Origin of the sequence: Streptomyces sp. NPDC059696, assembly GCF_042733745.1 — a bacterium.
Taxonomy (GTDB): Bacteria; Actinomycetota; Actinomycetes; order Streptomycetales; family Streptomycetaceae; genus Streptomyces.
Genome location: NZ_JBHWFG010000006.1, coordinates 235867 through 258799 on the forward strand (window position 1 = coordinate 235867; position 22933 = coordinate 258799).

Consider the following 22933-nt stretch of genomic DNA (forward strand, 5'->3'; position numbering starts at 1 on the left):
CCACTAATCTGTCCGCACCGAGCCACCGGGGGGCCCACATGCAGCCCAACACTCTGCTCGACGCGATCCTGGACGAAGCCGGGATCTCGCACGCGGGGCTGGCCGCACACGTCAACCAGGCAGGGCGGGCCCGTGGCCTGGCCCTGAGGTACGAACACACCGCCGTCGCACGGTGGTTGAAGGGCCAGCGCCCGCGCGGCCAGGTGCCCGATCTGATCTGCGAGGTGCTCGCCGCCCGGCTGCAACGGCACGTCACCCTCGACGACATCGGCCTCGGCGTACCCGGTGAGCCGTCCGCCGCGCACACCGGCTCCCTGTCCGGGTTCGTCGAACGGGCCACCGCCCTGTGGCGTTCCGACCAGCAGCAGCGTCCGCACATCCTGGGCGCGCCCGCCCTCACCGGCACCCCCGCCGTGATGCCGGTGTGGGAGTGGGAGAACCCGCCCGAGGACGTGGACGTCTCCCGCGGCGGCAGACACCGGGTCACCACGGGCGACCTGGAGATGCTGCGGGCCGCCCGTGCGCACTACGAGCAGATGTACCGCAAGGCCGGGGGCATCGCGACCCGGGCCCGGATCGTCGGCTTCCTCAACGCCGAGGCCGCCCCGCTGCTGCGCGGCAGCTACACCGATGAGACGGGCCGTCAACTGCACCGGGCCACGGGCGGGTTGGTGGCGGTCGCCGGCATCTGTGCCTACGACTCCGACGCCCACGGGCTCGCCCAGCGCTACTTCCACCAGGCGCTGCGGCTCGCCAAGGCCAGCGGCGACCGGGGGCTCGGGGCGTATGTGATCGCCCTGCTCGTCAACCAGTCGCTGTTCATGCGGGAGTACCGGCAGTCCGTGGCCTTCGCGGAGGCCGCCCTGCGGGCCGCCGGCAAGCACATCACCCCGGCGCTCGCCTCCGACCTGTACGCGATGCAGGCCAAGGCCTACGCGCATCTCGGTGACGGCACCAGCGCCCTGTCCTGCATCCGGCGGGCCGAGCAGGCCGCCGAGCGCATCCGGCGCGGCTATGAGCCCGACGAGACCGGGTATGTGCAGCCCGGGCTGGTGAACGTGCAGGTGGCGGAGGCGCTGCTGAGCCTCGGGGAGATCGCGGCGGCCGGCGAGCATGCCGCGGCCGCCGTCGGCAACCCGGCGCACGACCGCGGCCGGGTGCACCGGCTGGCCATGCTCAGCACCATCGAGCTACGGCAGGGCAACGCCGACAAGGCGGTGGCCATCGCCGTGCAGATGGCCGAGCAGGCCCGGGGCATGGAGTCCCAGCGGCTGCGCGACCGGCTGCGCGCGGTGCGGGAGCACCTGGTGCGCAGCGGCTGCGCGGGGACGGCCGAGGCGGCCGAACTCATCGACGGGGCCCTGCGCGTACCGTTGTAGATCCGGGCGGTCCTGCCCGTGTCGCTCCGAGGCGCTTCCCGTGCGCCTGCTGTCCGTTCGTCCCTGCTGCGATATTGCCACTTACTCGACGGAAGGTGGCAGAACCGTGCAGTGGACGAAACACAACGAACAGACTGTGTACTCAAACCGCTGGTTCAGCGTCAATCTCGCGGATGTCGAACTGCCTGACGGCAGGCACCTGGACCACTTCCTCATACGACTGCGGCCCGTCGCGGTGGCCACGGTCGTCAACGAGGCCAACGAGGTGCTGCTGCTCTGGCGGCACCGGTTCATCACCGACAGCTGGGGGTGGGAACTCGCGGCCGGGGTGGTCGAGGACGGCGAGGACATCGCCCGCGCGGCCGCCAGGGAACTGGAGGAGGAGACCGGCTGGCGGCCGGGACCCCTGCGCCACCTCATGAGCGTGGAGCCGTCCAACGGGCTCACCGACGCCCGGCACCACGTGTACTGGGCCGACGAGGGCGAGTACGTCGGGCACCCCGTGGACGACTTCGAGTCGGACCGCCGGGAGTGGGTGCCCCTCAAGCTCGTCCCCGACATGGTCGCCCGCGGCGAGGTCCCGGCCGCCAACATGGCGGCCGCGTTACTCCTGCTGCACCATCTCAGGCTCGGTCAGGACGTGTTGCCCTAGCGCCCCAGTGCCTGCCAGATCGTCACGACGAGGGCACCCACGGCGGTGAGGGCGGCGACCGCGGGCAGCGGCCAGCGCGCGTGTTCCAACGAGTTGATCCGGGTGTTGAGCTCGTCGAGTTCCTTGGCGGTCTCCTCGGTGCGGTGGCTGAGCAGAGCCAGTCCGCCCTCGACGCGGGCGTAGGCCACATCGAGGCGGCGTCGTAACTCTGCGAGTTCTCCATGGACGACGGGATGCTCGGGATCGGCGGTCACGAGTCCGCTCCTTTCCGTAGTCGTTTCACATCCCTTGCATGCGCTGTGGAGTCAACTCGCCTGGTGGACGCCTGGGGAGAGTGTGCGGAGGGCATATGCGAGCCCGGCCCGCACACGGTGTGTGAATCCCGCGGGCCCGGCACCCGTCCCGGTGCCGGGCCCGCCGTCTGGCCGAAATCTGACCGTCCGTGACCGGCCACCGGGGGTACCCGGGAGGTCATGACGAGGTGGCAGAAGAACGCGGCGTACGCCCTGGGGCTCTACGCACTGGTGACCGTGATGCTCCGCTTCTCCTCCGGGGAGGAGTGGGGCACGGCGTTGCTGATCGCGCTCCTGATCACACCGCTCGCCTTCTGGATGGGCTGGCTGCGCCGGCGCATGAACGAGCAGGCGGCGGAATGGGGACGCCGCCGGGTCCGTCCGTGGCCGGAGGAGCGGCGGCGTTGAGATGGCTGTCTCAGCCGGGCGGTCAGGCGTACGTGTAGAAGCCCGAGCCGGTCTTGCGGCCCAGCCGGCCCGCGTCGACCATGCGCTGCAGGAGCGGGGGAGCGGCGTACAGGGGCTCCTTGTACTCCTCGTACATGGACTGCGCGACCGAGGCGACCGTGTCCAGGCCGATCAGGTCGGACAGCTTCAGGGGGCCCATCGGGTGGGCGCAGCCCATCTCCATGCCGTTGTCGATGTCCTCGCGGCTGGCGATGCCCGTCTCGAACATCCGGATCGCGGAGAGCAGGTACGGGATCAGCAGCGCGTTGACCACGAAGCCGGAGCGGTCCTGGGCGCGGATCGCGTGCTTGCCGAGCAGCTTCTCGGTGAAAAGCTGGGCGCGGCTGATCGTGCCCTCGGAGGTGGTCAGCGCCGGGATCAGCTCGACGAGCTTCTGCACCGGGGCCGGGTTGAAGAAGTGGATGCCGATGACCTGGTCGGGCCGCGACGTCGCCACCGCCAGCTTCACCAGCGGGATGGAGGAGGTGTTGGAGGCCAGGATGGCGTCCGGCCGGGTCACGACCTGGTCGAGCACCTGGAAGATCTCCGTCTTGACCTGCTCGTTCTCGACCACGGCCTCGATCACCAGGTCACGGTCGGCGAACTCGCCGAGGTCCGTGGTGAAGCTCAGGCGGGCCAGCGTGGCCTCCTGCTCCTCCTCGGTGATCTTGCCGCGCTCGGCTGCCTTGGCCAGGGAGGTGAACAGCCGGGTGCGGCCGATCTCCAGGGCTTCGCCGGTGGTCTCGGCGACCATGACGTCCAGGCCGGCCCGGGCGCACACCTCGGCGATCCCCGCGCCCATCTGACCGCAGCCCACGACTCCGACGCGTGCAATGTCTCCCGCTGGGATGTCCGTCACATCGTCCCTTTCGCTGCTGATCTACGTCCGGGCAGACCGGCCGGGTCCCGGCGCCTGCTCCGTTCGTGCACGTTACTCCGAAGTATCGATGATCGATCGCGGGGGGCGGGTCTGCTTCGGGCATGCTGGCCCCGGAGCGATCCGCGACCGGGCGGATCCGCGGCATTTGGGGCATCCGGATGGGACGAGTGTCACGCAGGGCGTTCGCGGTCGCGGCGCTGTCGGCTTTCATGATGATGCCCCGGGCGTCGGCCGCGTCCGGGCGCGGGCGAGGGGTGGTGGATCCCGAGATGCGGGGTGTCTGGATCGCGTCGGTGGCCAACCGCGACTGGCCGTCCAAGGCCGGACTGTCCGCGTCGCAGCAGCGGGCCGAACTGCTCACCCACCTCGACACGGCGGTCCGCAACCGGCTCAACACCGTGTTCTTCCAGGTCCGGCCGACGGCGGACGCGCTGTGGCCCTCGCCGTACGAGCCGTGGTCGCAGTACCTCACCGGCACCCAGGGCAAGGACCCCGGCTGGGACCCGCTGGGCACGGCCGTCGAGGAGGCGCACGCCCGGGGTCTGAAGCTGCACGCGTGGTTCAACCCGTACCGGATCGCCGTCCACGCCGACCTCTCCCGCCTGGCCCCCTCCCACCCCGCGCGCGAGAACCCGCACTGGGTGGTGACGTACGGCGGGAAGCTCTTCTACAACCCGGGACTGCCCGAGGTGCGCGCCTTCGTCGAGGACGCGATGCTCGACGCGGTGGCGAAGTACCCCGTGGACGGCGTCCACTTCGACGACTACTTCTACCCCTACCCCGTGGCCGGGCAGACCTTCGACGACGACGACGCCTACGACGAACACGGCGGTGGCTTCCCGGACCGGGCCGCCTGGCGGCGGGACAACATCGACCGGCTGGTGCGCGAGACGGCGGACCGGGTGAAGGAGGTCCGGCCGGGCGCCCGCTTCGGCATCAGCCCGTTCGGTGTGTGGCGCAACGCCTCGACGGACCCGGCCGGTTCGGACACCCGGGCCGGCGTGGAGACGTACGACGACCTGCACGCGGACACCCGCACGTGGGTGCGTGAGGGCTGGATCGACTACATCGTCCCGCAGTTGTACTGGAACATCGGCTTCGCCGCGGCCGACTACGCGAAGCTGGTGCCCTGGTGGGCCGAGGTCGCACGCGACAGCCCGACGCAGCTCTACGTGGGGGAGGCGCTGTACAAGGCCGGAGACCCGGCGCAGCCCGCCGCATGGCAGGACGAGGATGAGCTGTCCCGCCATCTGACGCTGGCCGGGGAGCACCCGCAGGTGCGCGGTCACGTCTACTTCGCCGCCAAGGACGTGGCGGCCGACCGCATCGGGGCGATGGCCCGGGTCGTCAGCGACCACTACGGACGGCCGGCCCCGCCACCGCGCTGAGCGGCAGGCCGGTACGGCCTGGCGAGGCGGGCGATCCGGGGCCGCCGCCGGCCCGGTGCTGAGCGCGCCGCGTCATGGTCCGGTGGTGGTCTCCCTGTGCCGGATCTCCGTGTCGGGGCCCGGGGAGCAGACGCCTTCGTGCCCGTCCTCGAACCGGACGCGGTACGGAGGGTTGCCCTCGGGGCCGAGTACTTCGACGATCTCGCCGACCTTGTCGTGCTGACCGACCACCCTGCCGTGCTGGACAAGCTGGTCGCCCACGGTTGCGCGCATCTGGGGCCTCCTCACGAGGTGCGGAGCAGCGGTCCGTGGCCTCCGAGTCTACGGCGCGGCCCGCCTGCCGGCAGGAGCCGTGCGCCCTCCCGCTCAGCCGCGTGACCGCTGTGTGACGGCGATGCAGACCAGCACCGCCGCGGCCGTCAGCGGGGCGGCGACCGTGAGGTGCTCGCCCAGCAGCAGCACCGACCACACCAGTGTGAGCAGCGGCTGGGCGAGCTGCAACTGGCTCGCCTTGGGGATGCCGATGGCGGCCATGCCGCGGTACCAGACGACCAGCCCGACGAACTGCGAGCCCGCCGCGACCCAAAGCAGCCCGGTGACGCTGTGCGCGGTCAGCCGTACGGGCTCGTGCGCCAGGGCGAACGCGGCGACCGGCACGGTCAGCGGCAGGCACAGCACCAGCGCCCAGCCGATCACCTGCCAGCCCGGCATGACCCGGGCCAGCCGGCCGCCCTCGGTGTAGCCGGCCGCGCAGACCAGCAGCGCGGCGAACAGGTACAGGTCGGCGGTGGTCAGAGCGCCGCCGCTCTGCTGCGCGGTGAAGGCCAGCACGGCCGCGGCGCCCGCGAGAGCGGCGGTCCAGAACGTGCGCGAGGGCCGGGTGCCGACACGCAGGGCCGAGAAGAGCGCCGTGGTCAGCGGGAGCAGACCGACCACGACGGCGGCGTGCGCGGTGGTGGAGGTCTCCAGCGCCAGCGTGGTCAGCAGGGGGAAGCCGAGGACGACACCGGCTGCGACCACCGCGAGGCCCGGCCAGTGCCGCCGCGCGGGCAGCGGCACTCGCAGCGCGAGCAGGGCGGCGCCCGCGATCACCGCGGCCAGCACGCTCCGCACGGCGACCAGGGACCAGGGGCCGAAGCCCTCCAGCCCCCAGGCCGTGGCGGGAAACGTGAGCGAGAAGGCGACGACGCCGAGGGCCGCCTGGAGGGTGCCGAAGCGGCGGCTCTCCGGGCCCGGGGTGGCGACTGCTATCGCCGGTGTCGCAGTAGCGCTACTCTGTGCTCTCATGCAAGAGCGTAGCAGCGTGGGTGAACTGGCGGAACAGCTGCGGCGGGAGCTTGACCGCTACTCGCCAGGTGGAAAGCTGCCGTCGAGTCGGGCTCTGGTCGAGCGCTTCCGGGTGAGCCCCGTGACGGTGTCCCGGGCCCTGGCCCGGCTCGCCGCCGAGGGGCTCGTCGTCACCCGGCCCGGCGCGGGCGCGTTCCGCGCGCGGACCCCGGCGACACCGGCACCCTCGGGCGACACCTCCTGGCAGGAGGTCGCGCTCAGCGCGGACGGCGCCGCCGACCTCGTGCCGCGCTCCGTGGACGCCTCCGGCGTGCTGGTGTCGCTGGCCGCCCCACCGCCCGGCGTGATCGAGTTCAACGGCGGCTATCTGCACCCGTCCCTGCAGCCGGAGCGGGCGATGGCCGCCGCCCTGTCACGGGCCGGGCGCCGCCCCGGTGCCTGGGGACGGCCGCCCATGGAAGGGCTGCCCGAGCTGCGTGAATGGTTCGCCCGGGGCATCGGCGGCCCGGTCACGGCCGCCGAGGTGCTGATCACCGCGGGCGGGCAGTCCGCGCTCACCACCGCCCTGCGCGCCCTCGCCCCACCCGGCGCGCCCGTCCTGGTCGAGTCCCCGACCTACCCGGGCATGCTCGCCATCGCCCGCGCCGCCGGGCTGCGCCCGGTGCCCGTCCCCGTGGACGCCGACGGCGTGCGGCCCGAGCTGCTCGCGGACGCGTTCCGCGCCACCGGCGCCCCGGCCTTCGTCTGCCAGCCGCTCTTCCAGAACCCCACCGGCGCCGTGCTCGCGCCCGAGCGGCGCGCCGAGGTGCTGCGCACCGCCCGGGAAGCGGGCGCGTTCGTCGTCGAGGACGACTTCGTGCGGCGGCTGGTGCACGAGGACGCGGGGCCGCTGCCGCGCCCGCTGGCCGCCGACGACCCCGACGGCGTCGTCGTCCACGTCTCCTCCCTCACCAAGGCGACCTCGCCGAGCTTCCGGGTCAGTGCCCTGGCCGCCCGCGGACCGGTCCTGGAACGACTGCGCGCCATCCAGGTCGTCGACACGTTCTTCGTGCCGCGCCCCCTCCAGGAGGCCGCCCTCGAACTCGTCGGATCGCCCGCCTGGCCGCGCCACCTGCGCGCCGTCTCCGCCGCGCTGAAGACCCGCAGGGACGCCATGACCGGCGCCCTGGCCCTGCACCTGCCCGAGTTCGCCCTGGCCCGCGTCCCGTCCGGCGGCTACCACCTGTGGCCCCGCCTGCCCGACGGCACGGACGAGTCGGCCCTCACCTCCGCGGCCCTGCGCGCCGGCGTCGCCCTCGCACCCGGCCGCCCCTACTTCAGCGCCGAACCCCCGGCCGCGCACCTCCGGCTGAGCTTCGCGGCGGTCGCCGGGACCGGGGAGATCGCCGAGGGCGTACGGCGGCTGCGAACTGCCTGTGACGAGGTGCTGGGATAACCGCTCGACGCGCCGTCCCACGGGCTGCGAGCATCGCCGGCATGACCGACACACCGAGCCTGCCCGAGGGCTACGCGATCTCCACCGACCCCGCCCGCGTCGACCGCGAGCGCGTGCACCACTGGCTGTCCACCGACGCCTACTGGGCACTGGGGCGCCCGAGGGACAAGCAGGACCGGGCGATCGAGGGATCGCTCAACTTCGGGGTGTTCGACACGGTGTCGGGGGAGCAGGTCGCCTACGCCCGGGTGATCACCGACCGGGCGACGTTCGGGTGGCTGTGCGACGTGTACGTCGACCGCTCCGTGCGCGGCAAGGGCGTCGGGAGCGCGCTCGTGGCCGCGGTGCGGGAGGAGCTGCGGTCGTTCGGGGTGCGGCGGGTGCTGCTGGCCACGCACGACGCGCACGGGGTGTACGAGCGGTTCGGGTTCGCCCCGCTGGAGCGCCCCGAGCACTGGATGGCGCTCATCTTCGGCCAGTGAGGGTCACGACACCCACGGTAACTCGTAGGTAACACCTCTTGACCTGCGCACTTGCTGCGCTCACGATCGCCGCATGCCACTTCGGGTCACCTTCGTCGCCGCCGCGCGCAGCTCCCACCTGCTCGCCGAGCGTTTCGAGGACGACCGGCCGCTGGACCAGGCCGGCTGGGGTGAGGTGGAGCGCGTCGCGCGGGACCTGCTGCCGCTCGCCGCGGCCGAACTGCGCTACTGCTCGCCGACCCCGCGCAGCCGGGCGACGGGGGAGGGGCTCGGGTACGCGCCGCTGGTGCAGCTGGGCCTGCGCGACTGCGACATGGGCCGGTGGCGCGGGCTGACCCTGGGCGAGGCGATGGCCCGGGAGCCGGACGCCGTGGACGCCTGGCTGGCCGACCCGCGCGCCACCCCGCACGGGGGTGAGTCGCTGGTCGACTTCATCACCCGTGTCGGCGGCTGGCTGGACACCCGGCCCGTCGAGGACGGCTGCCGGGTCGTGGCGGTGGCCGAGCCCTCCGTGATCCGGGCGGCCCTGGTGTACGCCCTGAAGGCACCGCCGTCGACGTACTGGAACATCGACGTCCGTCCGCTGTCGACGACCGCCGTCACGGGCCGGGCGGGCCGCTGGAACCTGCGCCTGGACGGGGCGCCGGCTCAGCCCTCGCGCGCGTAGACCGCGGGCCGGCTCAGCCCTCGCGCGCGTAGAACCGGGGCGCCGGTTCACCCCTCGCGCGCGTAGGTCGGGGTGCCGGTTCAGTCCTGGCGCGTGTAGTCGGTTCGCAGGATCAGGTCCTTGGCGGGGCCCCGGACGCGCCACACCGTCCGCCAGTGGTCACGGTCGCGGACGGTGAACTCGCCGCGGTAGAGGTCCGCCGAGCAGGGATGGTCGGCGACGTGCCGTCCGGACGTCAGGTCCAGGTCGTGGAACGGGCGCCCGTCGGCGAACCGCACCTGTGCCGTGCCGCCCGGGCCGGGCAGGAACCGCAGGGTGCGCTCCGCGGGCCGGGCGACACCCTGCCAGACGAAGGTGCCGGACTCGTGGTGCGACAGCCCGCCGGGCGCCTCCTCGTCCGCACGGAACTCGGTGGTTCCGGTGAACTCCCCGTCCGTGCCGCTCGCGAGATCCCGCACCGACCGTGACACGGTCCAACGCCCGGCGAGAAACGCCAGTGCGTCCGGTACTGGCCAGAACTCGCCCATCCTGTCTCGCTCTCCGTTCCCGCCGACGCGTGCGACCCATTGACGCGCATCTGCCCCCTCCCTATCTTGCCGTTCGAAGTGCTGATCAATGTCTGATATTTCGAACACCTCTAGCAGAGAGCCGCGGAGTATCCATGCCACGCACCGACGCCCGCGCCCGAGGAAGACTCGGTCTCACGGCCACCGCCCTCCTGACGGCGGCAGCCCTCGTACCGGCCCCCGCACACGCCGAGGACGTGACCGACTACACGATCACCGTCGACCCGGCCGCCCGGGGCGCGAAGATCGACGACACCATGTACGGCGTCTTCTTCGAGGACATCAACCGCGCCGCCGACGGCGGTCTCTACGCCGAACTCGTGCAGAACCGGTCCTTCGAGTACTCCACCGCCGACAACGGCTCCTACACGCCCCTGACCTCCTGGACGCCCGGCGGCACCGCCCAGGTCGTGAACGACTCGGGCCGCCTCAACGAGCGCAACCGCGCCTACCTCTCCCTGGGCGCCGGTTCGTCCGTGACGAACTCCGGCTACAACACCGGCATCCGCGTCGAGCAGGGCAAGCGCTACGACTTCTCCGTGTGGGCCCGCGCCGCGAACGGCAGCACCCTCACCGTCTCCCTGAAGGACGCCTCCGGCAGCCTGGCCACCGCCCGCCAGGTGGCGGTGAAGGGCGGCTGGGCCAAGTACAGGGCCACGTTCACCGCGACCCGCACGAGCAACCGCGGCCGGCTCGCCGTCGCCTCGGCGAACGCCGCCGCGCTCGACGAGGTGTCGCTGTTCCCGCGCGAGACGTACCGCAACCAGCCGAACGGCCTGCGCAAGGACCTCGCCGAGAAGATCGCCGCCCTGAAGCCGGGCTTCGTGCGCTTCCCCGGCGGCTGCCTGGTCAACACCGGCTCCATGGAGGACTACAGCGCGGCCTCGAACTGGCAGCGCACACGCAGCTACCAGTGGAAGGACACCGTAGGCCCGGTCGAGGGGCGCGCCACCAACGCCAACTTCTGGGGCTACAACCAGAGCTACGGCCTCGGCTACTACGAGTACTTCCGCTTCTCCGAGGACATCGGCGCCATGCCGCTGCCCGTCGTCCCCGCCCTGGTCACCGGCTGTGGCCAGGACAAGGCCGTCGACGACGACGCGCTGCTCCAGCGGCACATCCAGGACACCCTCGACCTGATCGAGTTCGCCAACGGCCCGGCGACCTCCGAGTGGGGCGGGGTCCGCGCGCGGATGGGCCACCCCAAGCCCTTCCACCTGACCCACATCGAGGTCGGCAACGAGGAGAACCTCCCGAAGGAGTTCTTCGCCCGCTTCCAGAAGTTCCGGGCCGCCGTCGAGTCGACGTACCCGGACATCACCGTCATCTCCAACTCGGGTCCCGACGAAGCCGGTTCGACCTTCGACACCGCCTGGCAGCTCAACCGCGAGGCCGAGGTGGACATGGTCGACGAGCACTACTACAACAGCCCGAACTGGTTCCTGCAGAACAACGACCGCTACGACTCCTACGACCGCAACGGCCCCGAGGTCTTCCTCGGCGAGTACGCCTCGCAGGGCAACGCCTGGAAGAACGGCCTGTCCGAAGCCGCCTTCATGACCGGCCTGGAGCGCAACGCGGACGTCGTCAAGCTCGCCTCGTACGCCCCGCTGCTCGCCAACGAGGACTACGTGCAGTGGCGGCCGGACCTGATCTGGTTCAACAACCGGGCCTCCTGGAACTCGGCCAACTACGAGGTCCAGAAGCTGTTCATGAACAACGTCGGCGACCGTGTCGTGCCGTCCAGGGCCACCACCACGCCCGACGTCAGCGGCCCCATCACCGGTGCCGTCGGCCTGTCGACGTGGGCGACCGGCGCCGCGTACGACGACGTGAAGGTCACCTCGGCCGACGGCTCGACCCTGCTGAGCGACGACTTCTCCGGTGACGCATCGAAGTGGAGGCACACCGGCGCGGGCAGCTGGAGCATCCAGGACGGCCAGTACGTCCAGACCGACACGGCCGCCGAGAACACCATGGTCACCGCGGGCGACCCGGCCTGGAAGGACTACGACCTGCACGTGAAGGCCACCAAGAGGTCCGGCAAGGAGGGCTTCCTCGTCGCCTTCGGCGTGCGGGACACCGGCACCTACTACTGGTGGAACCTGGGCGGCTGGAACAACACCCGGTCCGCGATCGAGCAGGCCGTCGACGGGGGCAAGAGCACCCTGCTGACGAAGGCCGGCTCGATCGAGACCGGCCGGGCCTACGACATCGACATCAAGGTGCGCGGCCGCCAGGTCACCCTGTTCCTCGACGGCGAGGAGTGGGGCAGCTTCGAGGACGACAAGCCGGCCGAGCCGTTCCGCCAGGTCGTCACCCGGGACGCGAAAACCGGGGACCTGATCGTCAAGGTCGTCAACGCCCAGGCGGCCGAGGCCCGCACGGCCGTCGACCTGGGCGGCGCCGAGGTCGCGTCCACCGCCCGCGTGACCACGCTCGCCGCCGACGGGGACGCCGTGAACACCGAGACGGACACCCCGGTGACGCCGGTGACGTCCACGTTCCGCGGTGTGGCGAAGAAGTTCACCTACACCTTCCCCGCCCACTCCGTGACGTTCCTGCGGATCAGGCAGAGGTGACAGCCGGCTGTGCGGCCCCCGCCCCCGGGGTGGTGGCCGCACAGCACCGCCGCCGCAGGCGCGTCACCTGCCGGACGTCCACCCGGGGACCGTCGGCAGCACCTTCTCCGCGACGCGCAGCAGCACCGCGTCGTCCGGCACCACCCCGTCCGCGCGCCACAGGGCGACCTCGATGGAGCCGCCGCGGTCCTTCGCGTCCTGCGCCACGCTCACGGCCCGGGCCGGGACGCCGGGGCCGCTGTCGGCGTCCTCGCCGTCGAGCCGGAAGCTGATGCTGATGGTGCGGGTCGAGTAGAGCACGCCGGGCCGGCCCAGCACCTTCCGCGCAACGGCGTCCTGCCCGAGCAGCGCTTCCGAGCCGGCCACCGGAAGGCCGTCGTAGGTCGCCGAGAGCGTCACGGTGTACGTCTCGAACTCGACCTGTGCCTGCGGCGTGGCGATCTGCTTCCCGCCGCGGCCCCCGAAGGAACTGTCGCTGCCGTACGCGCTCTTCGCGATCTCCGTCGGCGTGCCCAGGAGGCCGGCCAGGTCGGACCGGTTCAGCGCCTCGCACAACTGCGCGCCGGAGAGGTGCCTGTCCTGCGCGGCCGGGGTCTCGCCCTCGGAGCAGGTGGCCGGTCCCGGCTCGCTCGCCGTCTCCTGCGACGACGTCCGCGCGAGCCCCCAGAAGCCCGCGCTGAGCGCCCCCACCAGCGCCACCGCCGCGAGCGCCTGCCCCCACGCGTTCGCGCTCTTCATGGGCGCGTCGATCTCCCCGGTCATGGCCCCCCACCCGCCGTCATCCCCTGAGATGTGCCCGCGGACCTTAACCTGTGGTCATGGCCAGGACAAAACCGGTTTCCCGGGGTGCCTGCCCGGCGCCCGCGCGGCCCGCTGCATGGGATTGCATAAACGTGCAGCGAAACGTATAGTCATGCCCTCTAAGGAGGAGGTTTCATGGCGGTGCGTGCGGCAGTGGCCGGAGCGAGCGGATATGCGGGCGGGGAACTGCTGCGTCTGCTCCTGACCCACCCCGAGGTCGAGATCGGTGCCCTGACCGGCAACTCGAACGCGGGACAGAGGCTCGGTGCGCTCCAGCCGCACCTGCTGCCCCTGGCCGGCCGAGTACTCCAGGAGACCACCCCGGACGTGCTCACCGGCCACGACGTCGTCTTCCTCGCGCTGCCGCACGGGCAGTCCGCCGCCGTCGCCGAGCAGCTCGGCCCGGACGTGCTCGTCGTCGACATGGGCGCCGACTTCCGCCTGACGGACGCCGCCGCCTGGGAGCGGTTCTACGGCTCCCCGCACGCCGGCACCTGGCCCTACGGCCTTCCCGAACTGCCGGGCGCCCGCACTCGGCTTACGGGGGCCAAGCGCATCGCGGTGCCGGGTTGCTACCCCACCGCGGTCTCCCTCGCCCTCGTCCCGGCCTACGCGGCGGGCCTGGCGGAGCCCGAGGCCGTGATCGTCGCCGCGTCCGGCACCTCCGGAGCGGGCAAGGCGCCCAAGCCGCACCTGCTGGGCAGCGAGGTCATGGGGTCGATGTCCCCGTACGGCGTCGGCGGCGTGCACCGCCACACCCCCGAGATCACCCAGAACCTCAGCGCGGCCGCCGGGCAGCCGGTCACCGTGTCCTTCACCCCGACCCTCGCGCCGATGCCGCGCGGCATCCTCGCCACGTGCAGCGCGAAGGCCGCCGACGGTGTCACCGGCGAGTCGCTGCGCGCCGCCTACGAGAAGGCCTGCGCCGACGAACCGTTCGTGCATCTGCTCCCCGAGGGCCAGTGGCCCGCCACGGCGTCCGTCCACGGTTCCAACGCCGTTCAGATGCAGGTCGCGTACGACGCGGACGCCGGACGGATCATCGTGATCAGCGCCATCGACAACCTCACCAAGGGCACCGCGGGCGGTGCCGTCCAGAGCATGAACATCGCCCTGGGTCTCGACGAGACCACCGGACTGACGACGATCGGAGTTGCGCCGTGAGTGTGACGGCAGCAAAGGGATTCACGGCGGCGGGCATCGCCGCCGGGATCAAGGAGAACGGCAACCCCGACCTGGCCCTCGTGGTCAACACCGGCCCCCGCCGCGCCGCCGCAGGCGTCTTCACCTCCAACCGTGTGAAGGCCGCGCCGGTCCTGTGGTCCGAGCAGGTGCTGAAGAGCGGCCAGGTCTCCGCCGTCGTTCTCAACTCCGGCGGCGCCAACGCCTGTACCGGCCCCAAGGGCTTCCAGGACACCCACGCGACCGCCGAGAAGGCCGCCGAGGTCCTCGGGCGGGGCGCCATCGAGGTGGCCGTCTGCTCCACCGGCCTCATCGGTGTCCTGCTCCCCATGGACAAGCTGCTCCCGGGCATCGAGACGGCCGCCGCCCAGCTCTCCGAGCACGGCGGCGAGAAGGCCGCCATCGCCATCAAGACCACCGACACCGTCCACAAGACGTCCGTCGTCACCAAGGAGGGCTGGACCGTCGGCGGCATGGCCAAGGGCGCGGGCATGCTCGCCCCCGGCCTCGCGACCATGCTCGTCGTCCTCACCACCGACGCCGCCGTCGACGACGCCGACCTGGACAAGGCGCTGCGGGCGGCGACCCGCACGACCTTCGACCGGGTCGACTCCGACGGCTGCATGTCCACCAACGACACCGTGCTGCTGCTCGCCTCCGGCTCCGCCGAGGTCACCCCGGCGTACGAGGAGTTCGCCGAGGCCGTACGACAGGTCTGCGACGACCTCGGCCAGCAGCTCATCCGGGACGCCGAGGGCGCCAGCAAGGACATCAAGGTCGAGGTGGTGGGCGCCGCCACCGAGGACGACGCCGTCGAGGTGGGCCGCTCCATCGCCCGCAACAACCTCCTCAAGTGCGCCCTCCACGGCGAGGACCCCAACTGGGGCCGCGTGCTCTCCGCGATCGGCACCACGCGGGCGGCCTTCGAGCCGGACCGGCTGAACGTCGCCATCAACGGCGTGTGGGTCTGCAAGAACGGCGGCGTCGGCGAGGACCGCGACAAGGTCGACATGCGCTACCGCGAGGTGCACATCGTCGCCGACCTCGCCGCCGGGTCCGAGACCGCCACCATCTGGACCAACGACCTCACCGCCGACTACGTCCACGAGAACAGCGCCTACAGCTCATGAGCACACCGACGCGCAAACACACCGCGCTGCCCAAGGCGCAGATCCTCATCGAGGCGCTGCCCTGGCTGGTCCGGCACAACGGCAAGACTGTCGTCATCAAGTTCGGCGGCAACGCCATGATCGACGAGGACCTGAAGGCCGCCTTCGCCCAGGACGTGGTGTTCCTGCACCACGCCGGCCTCAAGCCCGTCGTGGTGCACGGCGGCGGCCCGCAGATCAGCGCCGCGCTCGACCAGCACGGCATCGTCAGCGAGTTCAAGGCCGGCCTCAGGGTGACCACCGAGGACGCCATGGACGTCGTACGCATGGTGCTCGCCGGGCAGGTCCAGCGCGAACTGGTCGGGCTGCTCAACCAGCACGGACCGCTCGCCGTGGGCCTCACCGGCGAGGACGCCCACACCATCACCGCCACCAAGCACCAGCCCGAGATCGACGGCGAGCTGGTCGACATCGGACGCGTCGGCGAGATCACCGCGATCGACACGGGCGCGATCGAGGCCCTGCTCGCCGACGGCCGCATCCCGGTCGTCTCCTCGATCGCCCGCTCCCAGGACGACGGACATGTCTACAACGTCAATGCTGATACGGCGGCTGCGGCACTCGCTGCGGCACTGGACGCCGAAACCCTCATGGTCCTCACGGACGTCGAGGGCCTGTACGAGGACTGGCCGCACAGCGACGAGGTGATCAGCCGCCTCACCGCCTCCGAGCTGGAGCGGCTGCTGCCGGACCTGTCGTCCGGCATGGTGCCGAAGATGGAGGGCTGCCTGCACGCCGTGCGCAACGGCGTCACCACCGCCCGCGTCATCGACGGCCGGGTCCAGCACTCGATCCTGCTGGAGATCTTCACCGACGAGGGCATCGGCACGATGGTCGTGCCCGACGAGCAGGAGGGGGACGCCGTATGACCGCCCACCAGGAGTACGCCGAGCGGTGGCAGGGCGCGCTCATGAACAACTACGGCACCCCGCTGCTGCCCCTGGCACGCGGCGCGGGCACCCGGGTGTGGGACGCCGACGGCAACGCCTACCTCGACTTCGTCGGCGGCATCGCCACCAACGCCCTCGGCCAAGCCCACCCGGCGGTCGTCGAGGCCGTCACCCGCCAGATCGGCTCCCTCGGCCACATCTCCAACTTCTTCATGGCCGAGCCGACCGTCGCCCTCGCCGAACGGCTGCTCACCCTGTTCGGCCGGGACGGCAAGGTCTTCTTCTGCAACTCCGGTGCCGAGGCCAACGAAGCCGCCTTCAAGATCGGCCGGCTGACCGGGCGGACCCACGTCGTCGCCACCGAAGGCGCCTTCCACGGCCGGACCATGGGCGCCCTGGCGCTCACCGGCCAGGCCGGCAAGCGCGAACCGTTCCTGCCGCTGCCCGGCGACGTCACCCACGTGCCGTTCGGCGACGCGCAGGCCCTGGCCGCGGCGGTGACGGACGAGACCGCGCTCGTCATCCTCGAACCGGTCCAGGGCGAGCTCGGCGTGGTCGTCCCGCCCGCCGGATACCTCAAGGCGGCCCGGGCCATCACCGCCGCGACCGGGGCCCTGCTCGTCCTCGACGAGGTGCAGACCGGCATCGGCCGGACCGGGCACTGGTTCGAGTACCAGGCCCACGAGGGCGTCCTGCCCGACGTCGTCACCCTCGCCAAGCAGCTCGGCGGCGGACTGCCGCTCGGCGCGACGGTCGCCTTCGGGAGGGCCGCCGACCTGCTCCAGCCCGGCCAGCACGGCACGACCTTCGGCGGCAACCCCGTGGCCTGCGCCGCCGGGCTCGCCGTCCTCGACACCATCGAGAACGAGGGGCTGCTGGAGAACGTCAAGCGGCAGAGCGAGAAGTTGCGGGACGGAATCGAGGGCCTCGGCCATCCGTTGATCGATTTCGTCCGGGGTACGGGACTCCTGCTGGGTATCGTGCTCACCGAGCCGCTCGCGCCCCAGGTGCGCCAGGCGGCTCAGGAGGCCGGATTCCTGGTGAACGTGCCCGCCCCCGACGTCGTACGGCTGATGCCGCCGCTGAACCTTCGCGACGACGAGGCGGACGCGTTCCTCGGGGCGCTGCCCGGCATCCTCCAGGCAGTCAGCGGGGACGGACGATCCGGGGAATGAGACGACGATGAGCCAGGCGCAGGACCATGAGCAGCCGGGGGCGAACGGGCCCGCCGTGCCGCAGACCCGCACCGCCCGCCACCGCCGGATCGTGGACATCCTCAACCGGCAGCCGGTCCGGTCGCAGAGCCAGCTGGCGAAACTGCTCGCCGACGACGGGCTGAACGTCACGCAGGCGACGCTCAGCCGGGACCTGGACGAGCTGAACGCGGTGAAGATCCGCAACGCCGACGGCGACCTGATCTACGCGGTGCCCAGCGAGGGCGGGTTCCGCACGCCCCGGGCACCGCTGGGCGGGTCGGCGAAGGAGGAGCGGATGCGACGGCTCTCGCAGGAGCTGCTGATCTCCGCGGAGGCCTCGGCGAACCTCGTGGTCCTGCGGACGCCTCCGGGAGCGGCGCAGTTCCTGGCGTCGGCGATCGACCAGGCCGAACTGCACGACATCCTGGGGACGATCGCGGGAGACGACACGCTGATGCTGATCAGCAGGGACCCGACGGGTGGGCAGGCTCTGGCCGATCATCTGCTGAGGCTGGCGCAGAACGGGCACTAGGGGTCGTGGGTCGTGCGCGGGTGCGCTGTGGCCGTTCGCGCAGTTCCCCGCGCCCCTGAGCGCCGTGGCGGTGGTGCGGGTGGCCGCGTGCGGGTGGTGTGTGGCTGGTCGCGCGGTTCCCCGCGCCCCTGAGCGCCGTGGCGGTGGTGCGGGTGGCCGCGTGCGGGTGGTGTGTGGCTGGTCGCGCGGTTGCCCGCGCCCCTGGGTCGGCTCAGCCGCGGGCATGCGTGCCGCGGGGGCGGCACGGGTGGGCGACGGGGGTCCCCCTGCTCGAGCGAAGCCGAGAGCTCGGGGGAGGCACCCCGCCACGCCGGGCCGCGGACCCACCCGGCCCCAGCCACAACTCACCCCAGCCTCGCCGCCAACCCCCCGGTGCAGCGCACCTCGTCGCCGGCCGTGATCAGCAGCGCCTCGACGCCCGGCAGCGACTCCAGCCACGCCAGCCCCTCGCGTGAGCCCATCGCGAACGCCGCCGTCGCCCAGCAGTCCACCCACGTCAGCCGAGGGCCCACCACCGTCACGGACACCAGGTCGGTCACCGCGGAACGTCCCGTCCGGGGGTCGACGATGTGGTCCCCCCGCTCCGCCGTACCGGACGTGGCCACGGACAGTTCCGACACACCGGCCGCCGAGACGACCGCCGCCAGGCCGCCCGGCCGCAACGGGTCGGCCACCCCCACCCGCCACGGCCGCTGCCCACCCGGTGTCCCGAGCAGCTGCACATCGCCGCCGCCGTTCAGATTCACCCCGCACACCCCGGGCACCTCCGCCAGCCGCCGCGCCGCCCGCTCCACCGCCCAGCCCTTCACGATGCCGGTCGGATCGAGGCGGCCCTGGTACGACGTGCTGAACCAGCCGTGACTCAGCCGCTCCGCCTCCGCGGCCAGTTCCAGCACCTCGGCGACCTCGGCATCGCACTGCGCGACACTCACCTCACCGCGCTGCAGCCGCGAGATCTGACTGTCCTCGCGGTACGTGCTGAACACCTCGTCCACCCGGTGCAGCCCGGCCACGGCCTCGTCGAGGGCCGCACGCACGGCGGCCGGTTCCCCGCCGCGGACGTCGAAGGAGAAGACGGTCCCCATCGTCTCCTCGGCATGACGTACCGCGGCGGGAGCCTGTGCGGAGTCGGCCACCGTGTCAGCCACCGGCCTGGTCCAGCGCCGACTGGAGGGACTTCTTGTAGCCGGCGCTGGTGTAGGTGGCTCCGGAGACGCTGTCGATGTCGGCGCTTCCGGCCGCGACGGCCGCCTGGTTGAGGCGGGGGACGGAGGAGGAGGTGATCTGGTCGCTGCGGCCGCCCTTGGGTGCCTGGACGGCCTCGGCCTTGGTGATCTTCCCGCCGGCCACGGTCACCCGCACCTGCACCGGCCCGTACTGCGTCTGCGCCACACTGCCGGTCAGCGTCCGCGTCGCCGCCTGGCCGCCCCCGGACCCCGCCGCCCGGCCGCCGCCACCCGAGCCCGCCGCCTGCGAGGAACCGCCCTGCGCCTTCGCCTTGTCCAGGGCCGACTGGAGGGACTTCTTGTAGCCGGCGCTGGTGTAGGTGGCTCCGGAGACGGCGTCGATGTCGGCGCTTCCGGCCGCGACGGCCGCCTGGTTGAGGCGGGGGACGGAGGAGGAGGTGATCTGGTCGCTGCGGCCGCCCTTGGGTGCCTGGACGGCCTCGGCCTTGGTGATCTTCCCGCCGGCCACGGTCACCCGCACCTGCACCGGCCCGTACTGCGTCTGCGCGACATCCCCGGTCAGCGTCTGAGCGCCGCCCGCCCCCTGCTGGGCCCCACCCGACGCCTTCGCCTTGTCCAGGGCCGACTGGAGGGACTTCTTGTAGCCGGCGCTGGTGTACGTCGCCCCGGAGACCGCGTCGATCTCCGCGCTCTGCGCCGCGACCACCGCCTGGTTCAGCCGCGGCACCGAGCTGGCCGTGATCTGGTCGCTGCGGCCGCCCTTGGGCGCCTGCACCGCCTCGGCCTGGGTGATCTTGCCGTTGCTCATCGTCAGGCGGACCTGCACGGCGCCGTACTGCGTCTGCGCCGCGTCACCGGTGACCGCTCCGTTCACACCGCCCTGCGGTGCCTGCCCGGCGGCGGCGGGCGGAGCCTGCCCCGCGGCCTGCGCCGACCCGGGGTCGGAGGCCGGCTTCAGGGACAGCAGCAGCACGATCCCGGAGACGGTGGCTGCGCCGGCGAGCACGGCACGCCGGACGGGGTGAGACTTCCTCATCGTTTCCCAAACTCCTGAAGGGCCGTTGGTGTCCCGTCGCTCACATCTCGAACGACTCGTGATGGATACGGCGGGCGGGTACTCCCGCGCCGCGCAGTGCCTCGTAGACCGACTGCGCGAAGCCGGGCGGCCCGCACATGAAGACGTCGTGGTCGCCGATGTCGGGGATCTTGCGCTGGAGGGACTCCGCCGAGATGTCGGGACGCTCGCCCTCCGGGCTGTTGACCGCGTACATCAGCCGCGCGCCGCGCTCGTCGGCGATCTTGGCGAGTTCGCCCCACAGCGCCAGGTCCTGGGTGGTGTTGGCGCGGTAGAGCAGGGTGATGTCACCGGACGCGCCCGGCAGCGTCTCGAACAGCGCCCGCATCGGGGTGATGCCGACACCGCCCGCGACCAGCAGCACCTTGCCCCGGCTGCGCCGCTGCGCGGTCATCGCGCCGTACGGGCCCTCGGCCCACACCTTGGTGCCGGGCTCGAGGTCGCGCAGCCGGGAGGTGTGGTCACCGATGGCCTTGACCGTGATCCGCAGCATGTCCGGGCGGGGCGCCGCCGACAGCGAGTACGGGTGGGAACTGAAACGCATGCCCGGTGCCTTGAACCGCCAGCGGAAGAAGTGCCCGGCCTCCGCGCCCATCCGGTGCAGCTTGCGCCCGCTGATCAGCACGGACACGATCCCCGGCGTCTCCTCGATGACCGCCGCGACGCGCATCCGGTGACGCAGGTTCAGCCGGATCGGGGTGAGGATCCGGTACCAGACGACGAGCGCGGTCACCGCCCCGTAGAGCCCGTACCAGAACGTCTTCGCGGCCGGCTCGACGGCGAACTCGTTGCCGGTCGTGATCTGGTGCCAGAACGTCATGTACACCGCGGCGTACGTGAGCAGGTGCACGTGGTACCAGGTGTCGTAACCGATCAGGCGCCGCACCCCGCCGATCGACAGGATCCCGATGAGGAACAGCAGGCCCGTGCCGATGGCGGCCTTGCCCATGTCCGGCAGCTGGTTGACGGAGTCGACCGTCTGCTGGACGACGTCGCCGAGCCCCTTGCCCGCCTGGAGCGCGTAGCCCCACATGGTGAGGAAGACGTGGGCCAGCACCAGACAGAGCGTGTAGCGGCCGGTCATCGCGTGCCAGCGCGCCACCCGGTCGGTGCCCACCCGGCGCTCCAGCGCGGGCACCCGGGCCATCTGGAGCACCACGAGCGCCATGAGGTACCCGGCGAGCAGACCGGTGATCCGGCCCGCGGCCAGGATCTTGCTGGTGTCGTCGGCGAGGGACGGCGTGTTGTCCCACCACAGCCACAGCACAGCCGCCGCACCGGCCCACAGGGCGATCAGCAGCGGGACGGCGGGGGAGCGGCGCGGGCGGATGCGGCGCATCGTCTGGCGGCGGGCGGCACGTCCGCCTGCGAGCGTGGTGGTCACGGTTCCTCCGTGGGGACTTGACCCTTGGCCCACACATACGTGCCGGGGCGCGGGAGCGTTCAGCCGGGCGCCGACTCGGGCGCGAACTGGAGTGACCGTTGGTAACACTCACGCGGCCGGCGCCGCCCGTCACACGCGGGTGACGGCCGTGCTCCCGCTCCGGGTGCCCACGGCGATGTGCGGCCGCCGGGCGGGGTCGGCCCAGACCAGGATCCGCCGCATCGCCTCCTCGGGCACCGACACGCAACCGGCCGTCGCCCCCCGCCCGTTGACGTGGAGGAAGATGCCCGCGCCGCGCCCCCGCACGGGACGCTCGTAGTTGAAGCCGACGACCAGCGCGTGCGCGTACTGCGTCGGGTAGCCGATCAGGTGCTCGGACTCGGCCGCCCGGCAGTCCGCCGCGCGCGGCTCGGTCCAGCGGTTGTAGGAGCGGGAGTCGTTGTCCTGGCACCACCAGGAGTCCTGGTGCACCCGGCGGTAGGGGTACGCCGTCCCGCGCGGCGCCGCCTCGATCCCGAAGGCGTACGGCAGGCCGTAGAGGCCGGTCGGTGTGGTGTTCGTGCCCTGCTTGCGGCCGGCACCCGCGACGAGCCCGTTCGCCCCGAAGCGGGCGGGCGCGGAACCCCGCTCCACCCAGCGCCCGTCCGAGCGGTCCCACCAGGTGACGGTCCCCGTCGTCGAGGTACGCGTCGGTGCCACCGCGGTGATGAGCTGGGTGCCGCCGCCGGTGTGGGCCATCCGGGCGGGCAGCGGCGGCGGGGGCACGGGCGGCCCGGCGCCGAGCACGATCAGCGAGGAGACGGCGAGGGCGACGGCACCGGGGCGCATGCCTCAGACGTTAGAGGGCGGCAGCGGCAACGGCAGCCCGGGTAGTCCGTCCAGGCTGGTGGCGATGTGCTCCTTCTTGCTGAAGTACGCGCTGAGGGACGCGTCGTCCTCCCGGGCGAACCGCTTGGCGTGCAGGTCCCGTTCCTCCTCGTACGTCATGAAGGGAACCGCGTAGCCGCAGGTGTCGCGCACGAGTTCGGCGGTGACGACGATGACGGCGCGCAGGCCGTGCTGCGCCGGGTCGATGCCGGGGAAGTGCCCGAGCAGCTCCCCGAAGCGGGGGTCGTCACGGAAGACCGGTTCGCCCCTGCCGTGCACGCGCACGATGTTCGGCGGGCCCTGGAAGGCACACCACATCAGCGTGATCCGCCCGTTCTCCCGCAGGTGGGCGATGGTCTCGGCGTTGGAGCCGGCGAAGTCGAGGTAGGCCACGGTGTGCTCGTCCAGCACCGCGAAGGAGCCCTTGAGGCCCTTGGGGGAGAGGTTGACCGTGCCGTCCGCGGCCAGGGGCGCGGTCGCGGTGAAGAAGACCGGCTGCCCCTCGATGAACGTGCGGAGGCGGCCGTCTATGCGCTCATGAGTCTTTCCCATGTCGAACGATGATGGCCGTAGATGTTTCACATGTCTAAGG

General features: G+C 72.0%; 24 protein-coding genes. 13 read left to right on the forward strand and 11 right to left on the reverse strand.

Annotation, left to right across the window (positions count from 1 at the left end; genetic code table 11):
* Window positions 1-38: 38 nt before the first annotated feature.
* On the forward strand, window positions 39-1379 hold the full coding sequence (locus ACFV20_RS09125; RefSeq protein WP_385654171.1) for a transcriptional regulator: 1341 nt from the start codon (window positions 39-41) through the stop codon (window positions 1377-1379).
* Between the two features lie 106 nt (window positions 1380-1485).
* On the forward strand, window positions 1486-2031 hold the full coding sequence (locus ACFV20_RS09130; protein WP_234847292.1) for an NUDIX hydrolase: 546 nt from the start codon (window positions 1486-1488) through the stop codon (window positions 2029-2031).
* Here the strand turns inward: ACFV20_RS09130 and ACFV20_RS09135 are convergent.
* On the reverse strand, window positions 2028-2285 hold the full coding sequence (locus ACFV20_RS09135) for a hypothetical protein (protein ID WP_234847293.1): 258 nt from the start codon (window positions 2283-2285) through the stop codon (window positions 2028-2030). The two genes, ACFV20_RS09130 and ACFV20_RS09135, sit on opposite strands and share 4 nt — an antisense overlap.
* A 219-nt stretch (window positions 2286-2504) precedes the next feature.
* On the opposite strand from ACFV20_RS09135, the gene ACFV20_RS09140 reads away from it, so the two are divergent.
* On the forward strand, window positions 2505-2732 hold the full coding sequence (locus ACFV20_RS09140; protein ID WP_385654175.1) for a hypothetical protein: 228 nt from the start codon (window positions 2505-2507) through the stop codon (window positions 2730-2732).
* A 22-nt stretch (window positions 2733-2754) separates the two neighbouring features.
* Here ACFV20_RS09140 and ACFV20_RS09145 read toward each other — a convergent pair whose 3' ends face one another.
* The gene (locus tag ACFV20_RS09145; RefSeq protein ID WP_185009286.1) at window positions 2755-3630 is read right to left on the reverse strand and encodes a 3-hydroxybutyryl-CoA dehydrogenase; all 876 of its coding nucleotides are present in this window, start codon (window positions 3628-3630) and stop codon (window positions 2755-2757) included.
* Window positions 3631-3809: 179 nt separating this feature from the next.
* Here ACFV20_RS09145 and ACFV20_RS09150 point away from each other — a divergent pair, with 179 nt between their 5' ends.
* The gene (locus ACFV20_RS09150; protein ID WP_385654178.1) at window positions 3810-5039 is read left to right on the forward strand and encodes a glycoside hydrolase family 10 protein; all 1230 of its coding nucleotides are present in this window, start codon (window positions 3810-3812) and stop codon (window positions 5037-5039) included.
* A gap of 72 nt (window positions 5040-5111) precedes the next feature.
* On the opposite strand, the gene ACFV20_RS09155 is transcribed toward ACFV20_RS09150, so the two are convergent.
* A complete protein-coding gene (locus ACFV20_RS09155; RefSeq protein ID WP_031108716.1) occupies window positions 5112-5312 on the reverse strand; it encodes a DUF1918 domain-containing protein in 201 nt (66 codons plus the stop codon).
* 93 nt (window positions 5313-5405) lie between these two features.
* Window positions 5406-6326, reverse strand: a complete 921-nt coding sequence (locus tag ACFV20_RS09160; protein ID WP_385654181.1) for a DMT family transporter — start codon at window positions 6324-6326, stop codon at window positions 5406-5408.
* Here ACFV20_RS09160 and ACFV20_RS09165 point away from each other — a divergent pair.
* The 3 genes from ACFV20_RS09165 to ACFV20_RS09175 all read left to right on the forward strand — a co-directional run bounded on the left by ACFV20_RS09165 (window position 6325) and on the right by ACFV20_RS09175 (window position 8910).
* Window positions 6325-7761 (forward strand): PLP-dependent aminotransferase family protein, encoded by a 1437-nt coding sequence (locus ACFV20_RS09165; RefSeq protein ID WP_385654184.1) that lies wholly within the window; start codon window positions 6325-6327, stop codon window positions 7759-7761. The two genes, ACFV20_RS09160 and ACFV20_RS09165, sit on opposite strands and share 2 nt — an antisense overlap.
* A 41-nt stretch (window positions 7762-7802) precedes the next feature.
* Window positions 7803-8243, forward strand: coding sequence for a GNAT family N-acetyltransferase (locus ACFV20_RS09170; protein WP_385654185.1), 441 nt, complete (start codon window positions 7803-7805; stop codon window positions 8241-8243).
* A gap of 73 nt (window positions 8244-8316) precedes the next feature.
* Complete coding sequence (locus ACFV20_RS09175) at window positions 8317-8910, forward strand: histidine phosphatase family protein (RefSeq protein WP_385654188.1); 594 nt, start codon at window positions 8317-8319, stop codon at window positions 8908-8910.
* An 80-nt stretch (window positions 8911-8990) separates the two neighbouring features.
* On the opposite strand, the gene ACFV20_RS09180 is transcribed toward ACFV20_RS09175, so the two are convergent.
* Window positions 8991-9437 (reverse strand): DUF6314 family protein, encoded by a 447-nt coding sequence (locus ACFV20_RS09180; protein ID WP_385654191.1) that lies wholly within the window; start codon window positions 9435-9437, stop codon window positions 8991-8993.
* Between the two features lie 134 nt (window positions 9438-9571).
* Between ACFV20_RS09180 and ACFV20_RS09185 the strand changes: the two genes are divergently transcribed.
* Window positions 9572-12058, forward strand: coding sequence for an alpha-L-arabinofuranosidase C-terminal domain-containing protein (locus ACFV20_RS09185; RefSeq protein ID WP_385654194.1), 2487 nt, complete (start codon window positions 9572-9574; stop codon window positions 12056-12058).
* Window positions 12059-12121: 63 nt separating this feature from the next.
* Here ACFV20_RS09185 and ACFV20_RS09190 read toward each other — a convergent pair whose 3' ends face one another.
* Complete coding sequence (locus ACFV20_RS09190; protein ID WP_385654197.1) at window positions 12122-12820, reverse strand: DUF6215 domain-containing protein; 699 nt, start codon at window positions 12818-12820, stop codon at window positions 12122-12124.
* A 174-nt stretch (window positions 12821-12994) separates the two neighbouring features.
* Here ACFV20_RS09190 and argC point away from each other — a divergent pair, with 174 nt between their 5' ends.
* Genes argC through ACFV20_RS09215 form a run of 5 tightly spaced genes read left to right on the forward strand, consistent with a single transcriptional unit; the run spans window position 12995 to window position 17828 of the window.
* Window positions 12995-14023 carry an N-acetyl-gamma-glutamyl-phosphate reductase gene (gene argC / locus ACFV20_RS09195; RefSeq protein ID WP_385654200.1) on the forward strand — a complete coding sequence of 343 codons (1029 nt, stop codon included), beginning with the start codon at window positions 12995-12997 and terminating at the stop codon, window positions 14021-14023.
* Window positions 14020-15171: a bifunctional glutamate N-acetyltransferase/amino-acid acetyltransferase ArgJ gene (argJ, locus tag ACFV20_RS09200; protein ID WP_385654203.1), complete on the forward strand. Its 1152-nt coding sequence runs from the start codon at window positions 14020-14022 to the stop codon at window positions 15169-15171. The genes argC and argJ overlap by 4 nt, the downstream gene beginning before the upstream one ends.
* Window positions 15168-16079: an acetylglutamate kinase gene (gene argB / locus ACFV20_RS09205; protein WP_385654206.1), complete on the forward strand. Its 912-nt coding sequence runs from the start codon at window positions 15168-15170 to the stop codon at window positions 16077-16079. Before argJ ends, argB begins: the two co-directional genes overlap by 4 nt.
* Window positions 16076-17275 (forward strand): acetylornithine transaminase, encoded by a 1200-nt coding sequence (locus ACFV20_RS09210; RefSeq protein ID WP_385654208.1) that lies wholly within the window; start codon window positions 16076-16078, stop codon window positions 17273-17275. Before argB ends, ACFV20_RS09210 begins: the two co-directional genes overlap by 4 nt.
* Before the next feature lie 7 nt (window positions 17276-17282).
* On the forward strand, window positions 17283-17828 hold the full coding sequence (locus ACFV20_RS09215) for an arginine repressor (RefSeq protein ID WP_030848800.1): 546 nt from the start codon (window positions 17283-17285) through the stop codon (window positions 17826-17828).
* Window positions 17829-18172: 344 nt separating this feature from the next.
* Here ACFV20_RS09215 and ACFV20_RS09220 read toward each other — a convergent pair whose 3' ends face one another.
* The 5 genes from ACFV20_RS09220 to ACFV20_RS09240 all read right to left on the reverse strand — a co-directional run bounded on the left by ACFV20_RS09220 (window position 18173) and on the right by ACFV20_RS09240 (window position 22893).
* Window positions 18173-18976 carry an FAD:protein FMN transferase gene (locus tag ACFV20_RS09220; protein WP_385654212.1) on the reverse strand — a complete coding sequence of 268 codons (804 nt, stop codon included), beginning with the start codon at window positions 18974-18976 and terminating at the stop codon, window positions 18173-18175.
* A complete protein-coding gene (locus ACFV20_RS09225) occupies window positions 18969-20051 on the reverse strand; it encodes an FMN-binding protein (RefSeq protein ID WP_385654214.1) in 1083 nt (360 codons plus the stop codon). Before ACFV20_RS09225 ends, ACFV20_RS09220 begins: the two co-directional genes overlap by 8 nt.
* A gap of 40 nt (window positions 20052-20091) precedes the next feature.
* Window positions 20092-21474, reverse strand: coding sequence for a ferric reductase-like transmembrane domain-containing protein (locus ACFV20_RS09230; protein ID WP_385654217.1), 1383 nt, complete (start codon window positions 21472-21474; stop codon window positions 20092-20094).
* Window positions 21475-21603: 129 nt separating this feature from the next.
* Window positions 21604-22302: a L,D-transpeptidase gene (locus ACFV20_RS09235; RefSeq protein ID WP_385654220.1), complete on the reverse strand. Its 699-nt coding sequence runs from the start codon at window positions 22300-22302 to the stop codon at window positions 21604-21606.
* A gap of 3 nt (window positions 22303-22305) precedes the next feature.
* A complete protein-coding gene (locus ACFV20_RS09240; protein ID WP_385654224.1) occupies window positions 22306-22893 on the reverse strand; it encodes a pyridoxamine 5'-phosphate oxidase family protein in 588 nt (195 codons plus the stop codon).
* Between the last annotated feature and the right edge of the window lie 40 nt (window positions 22894-22933).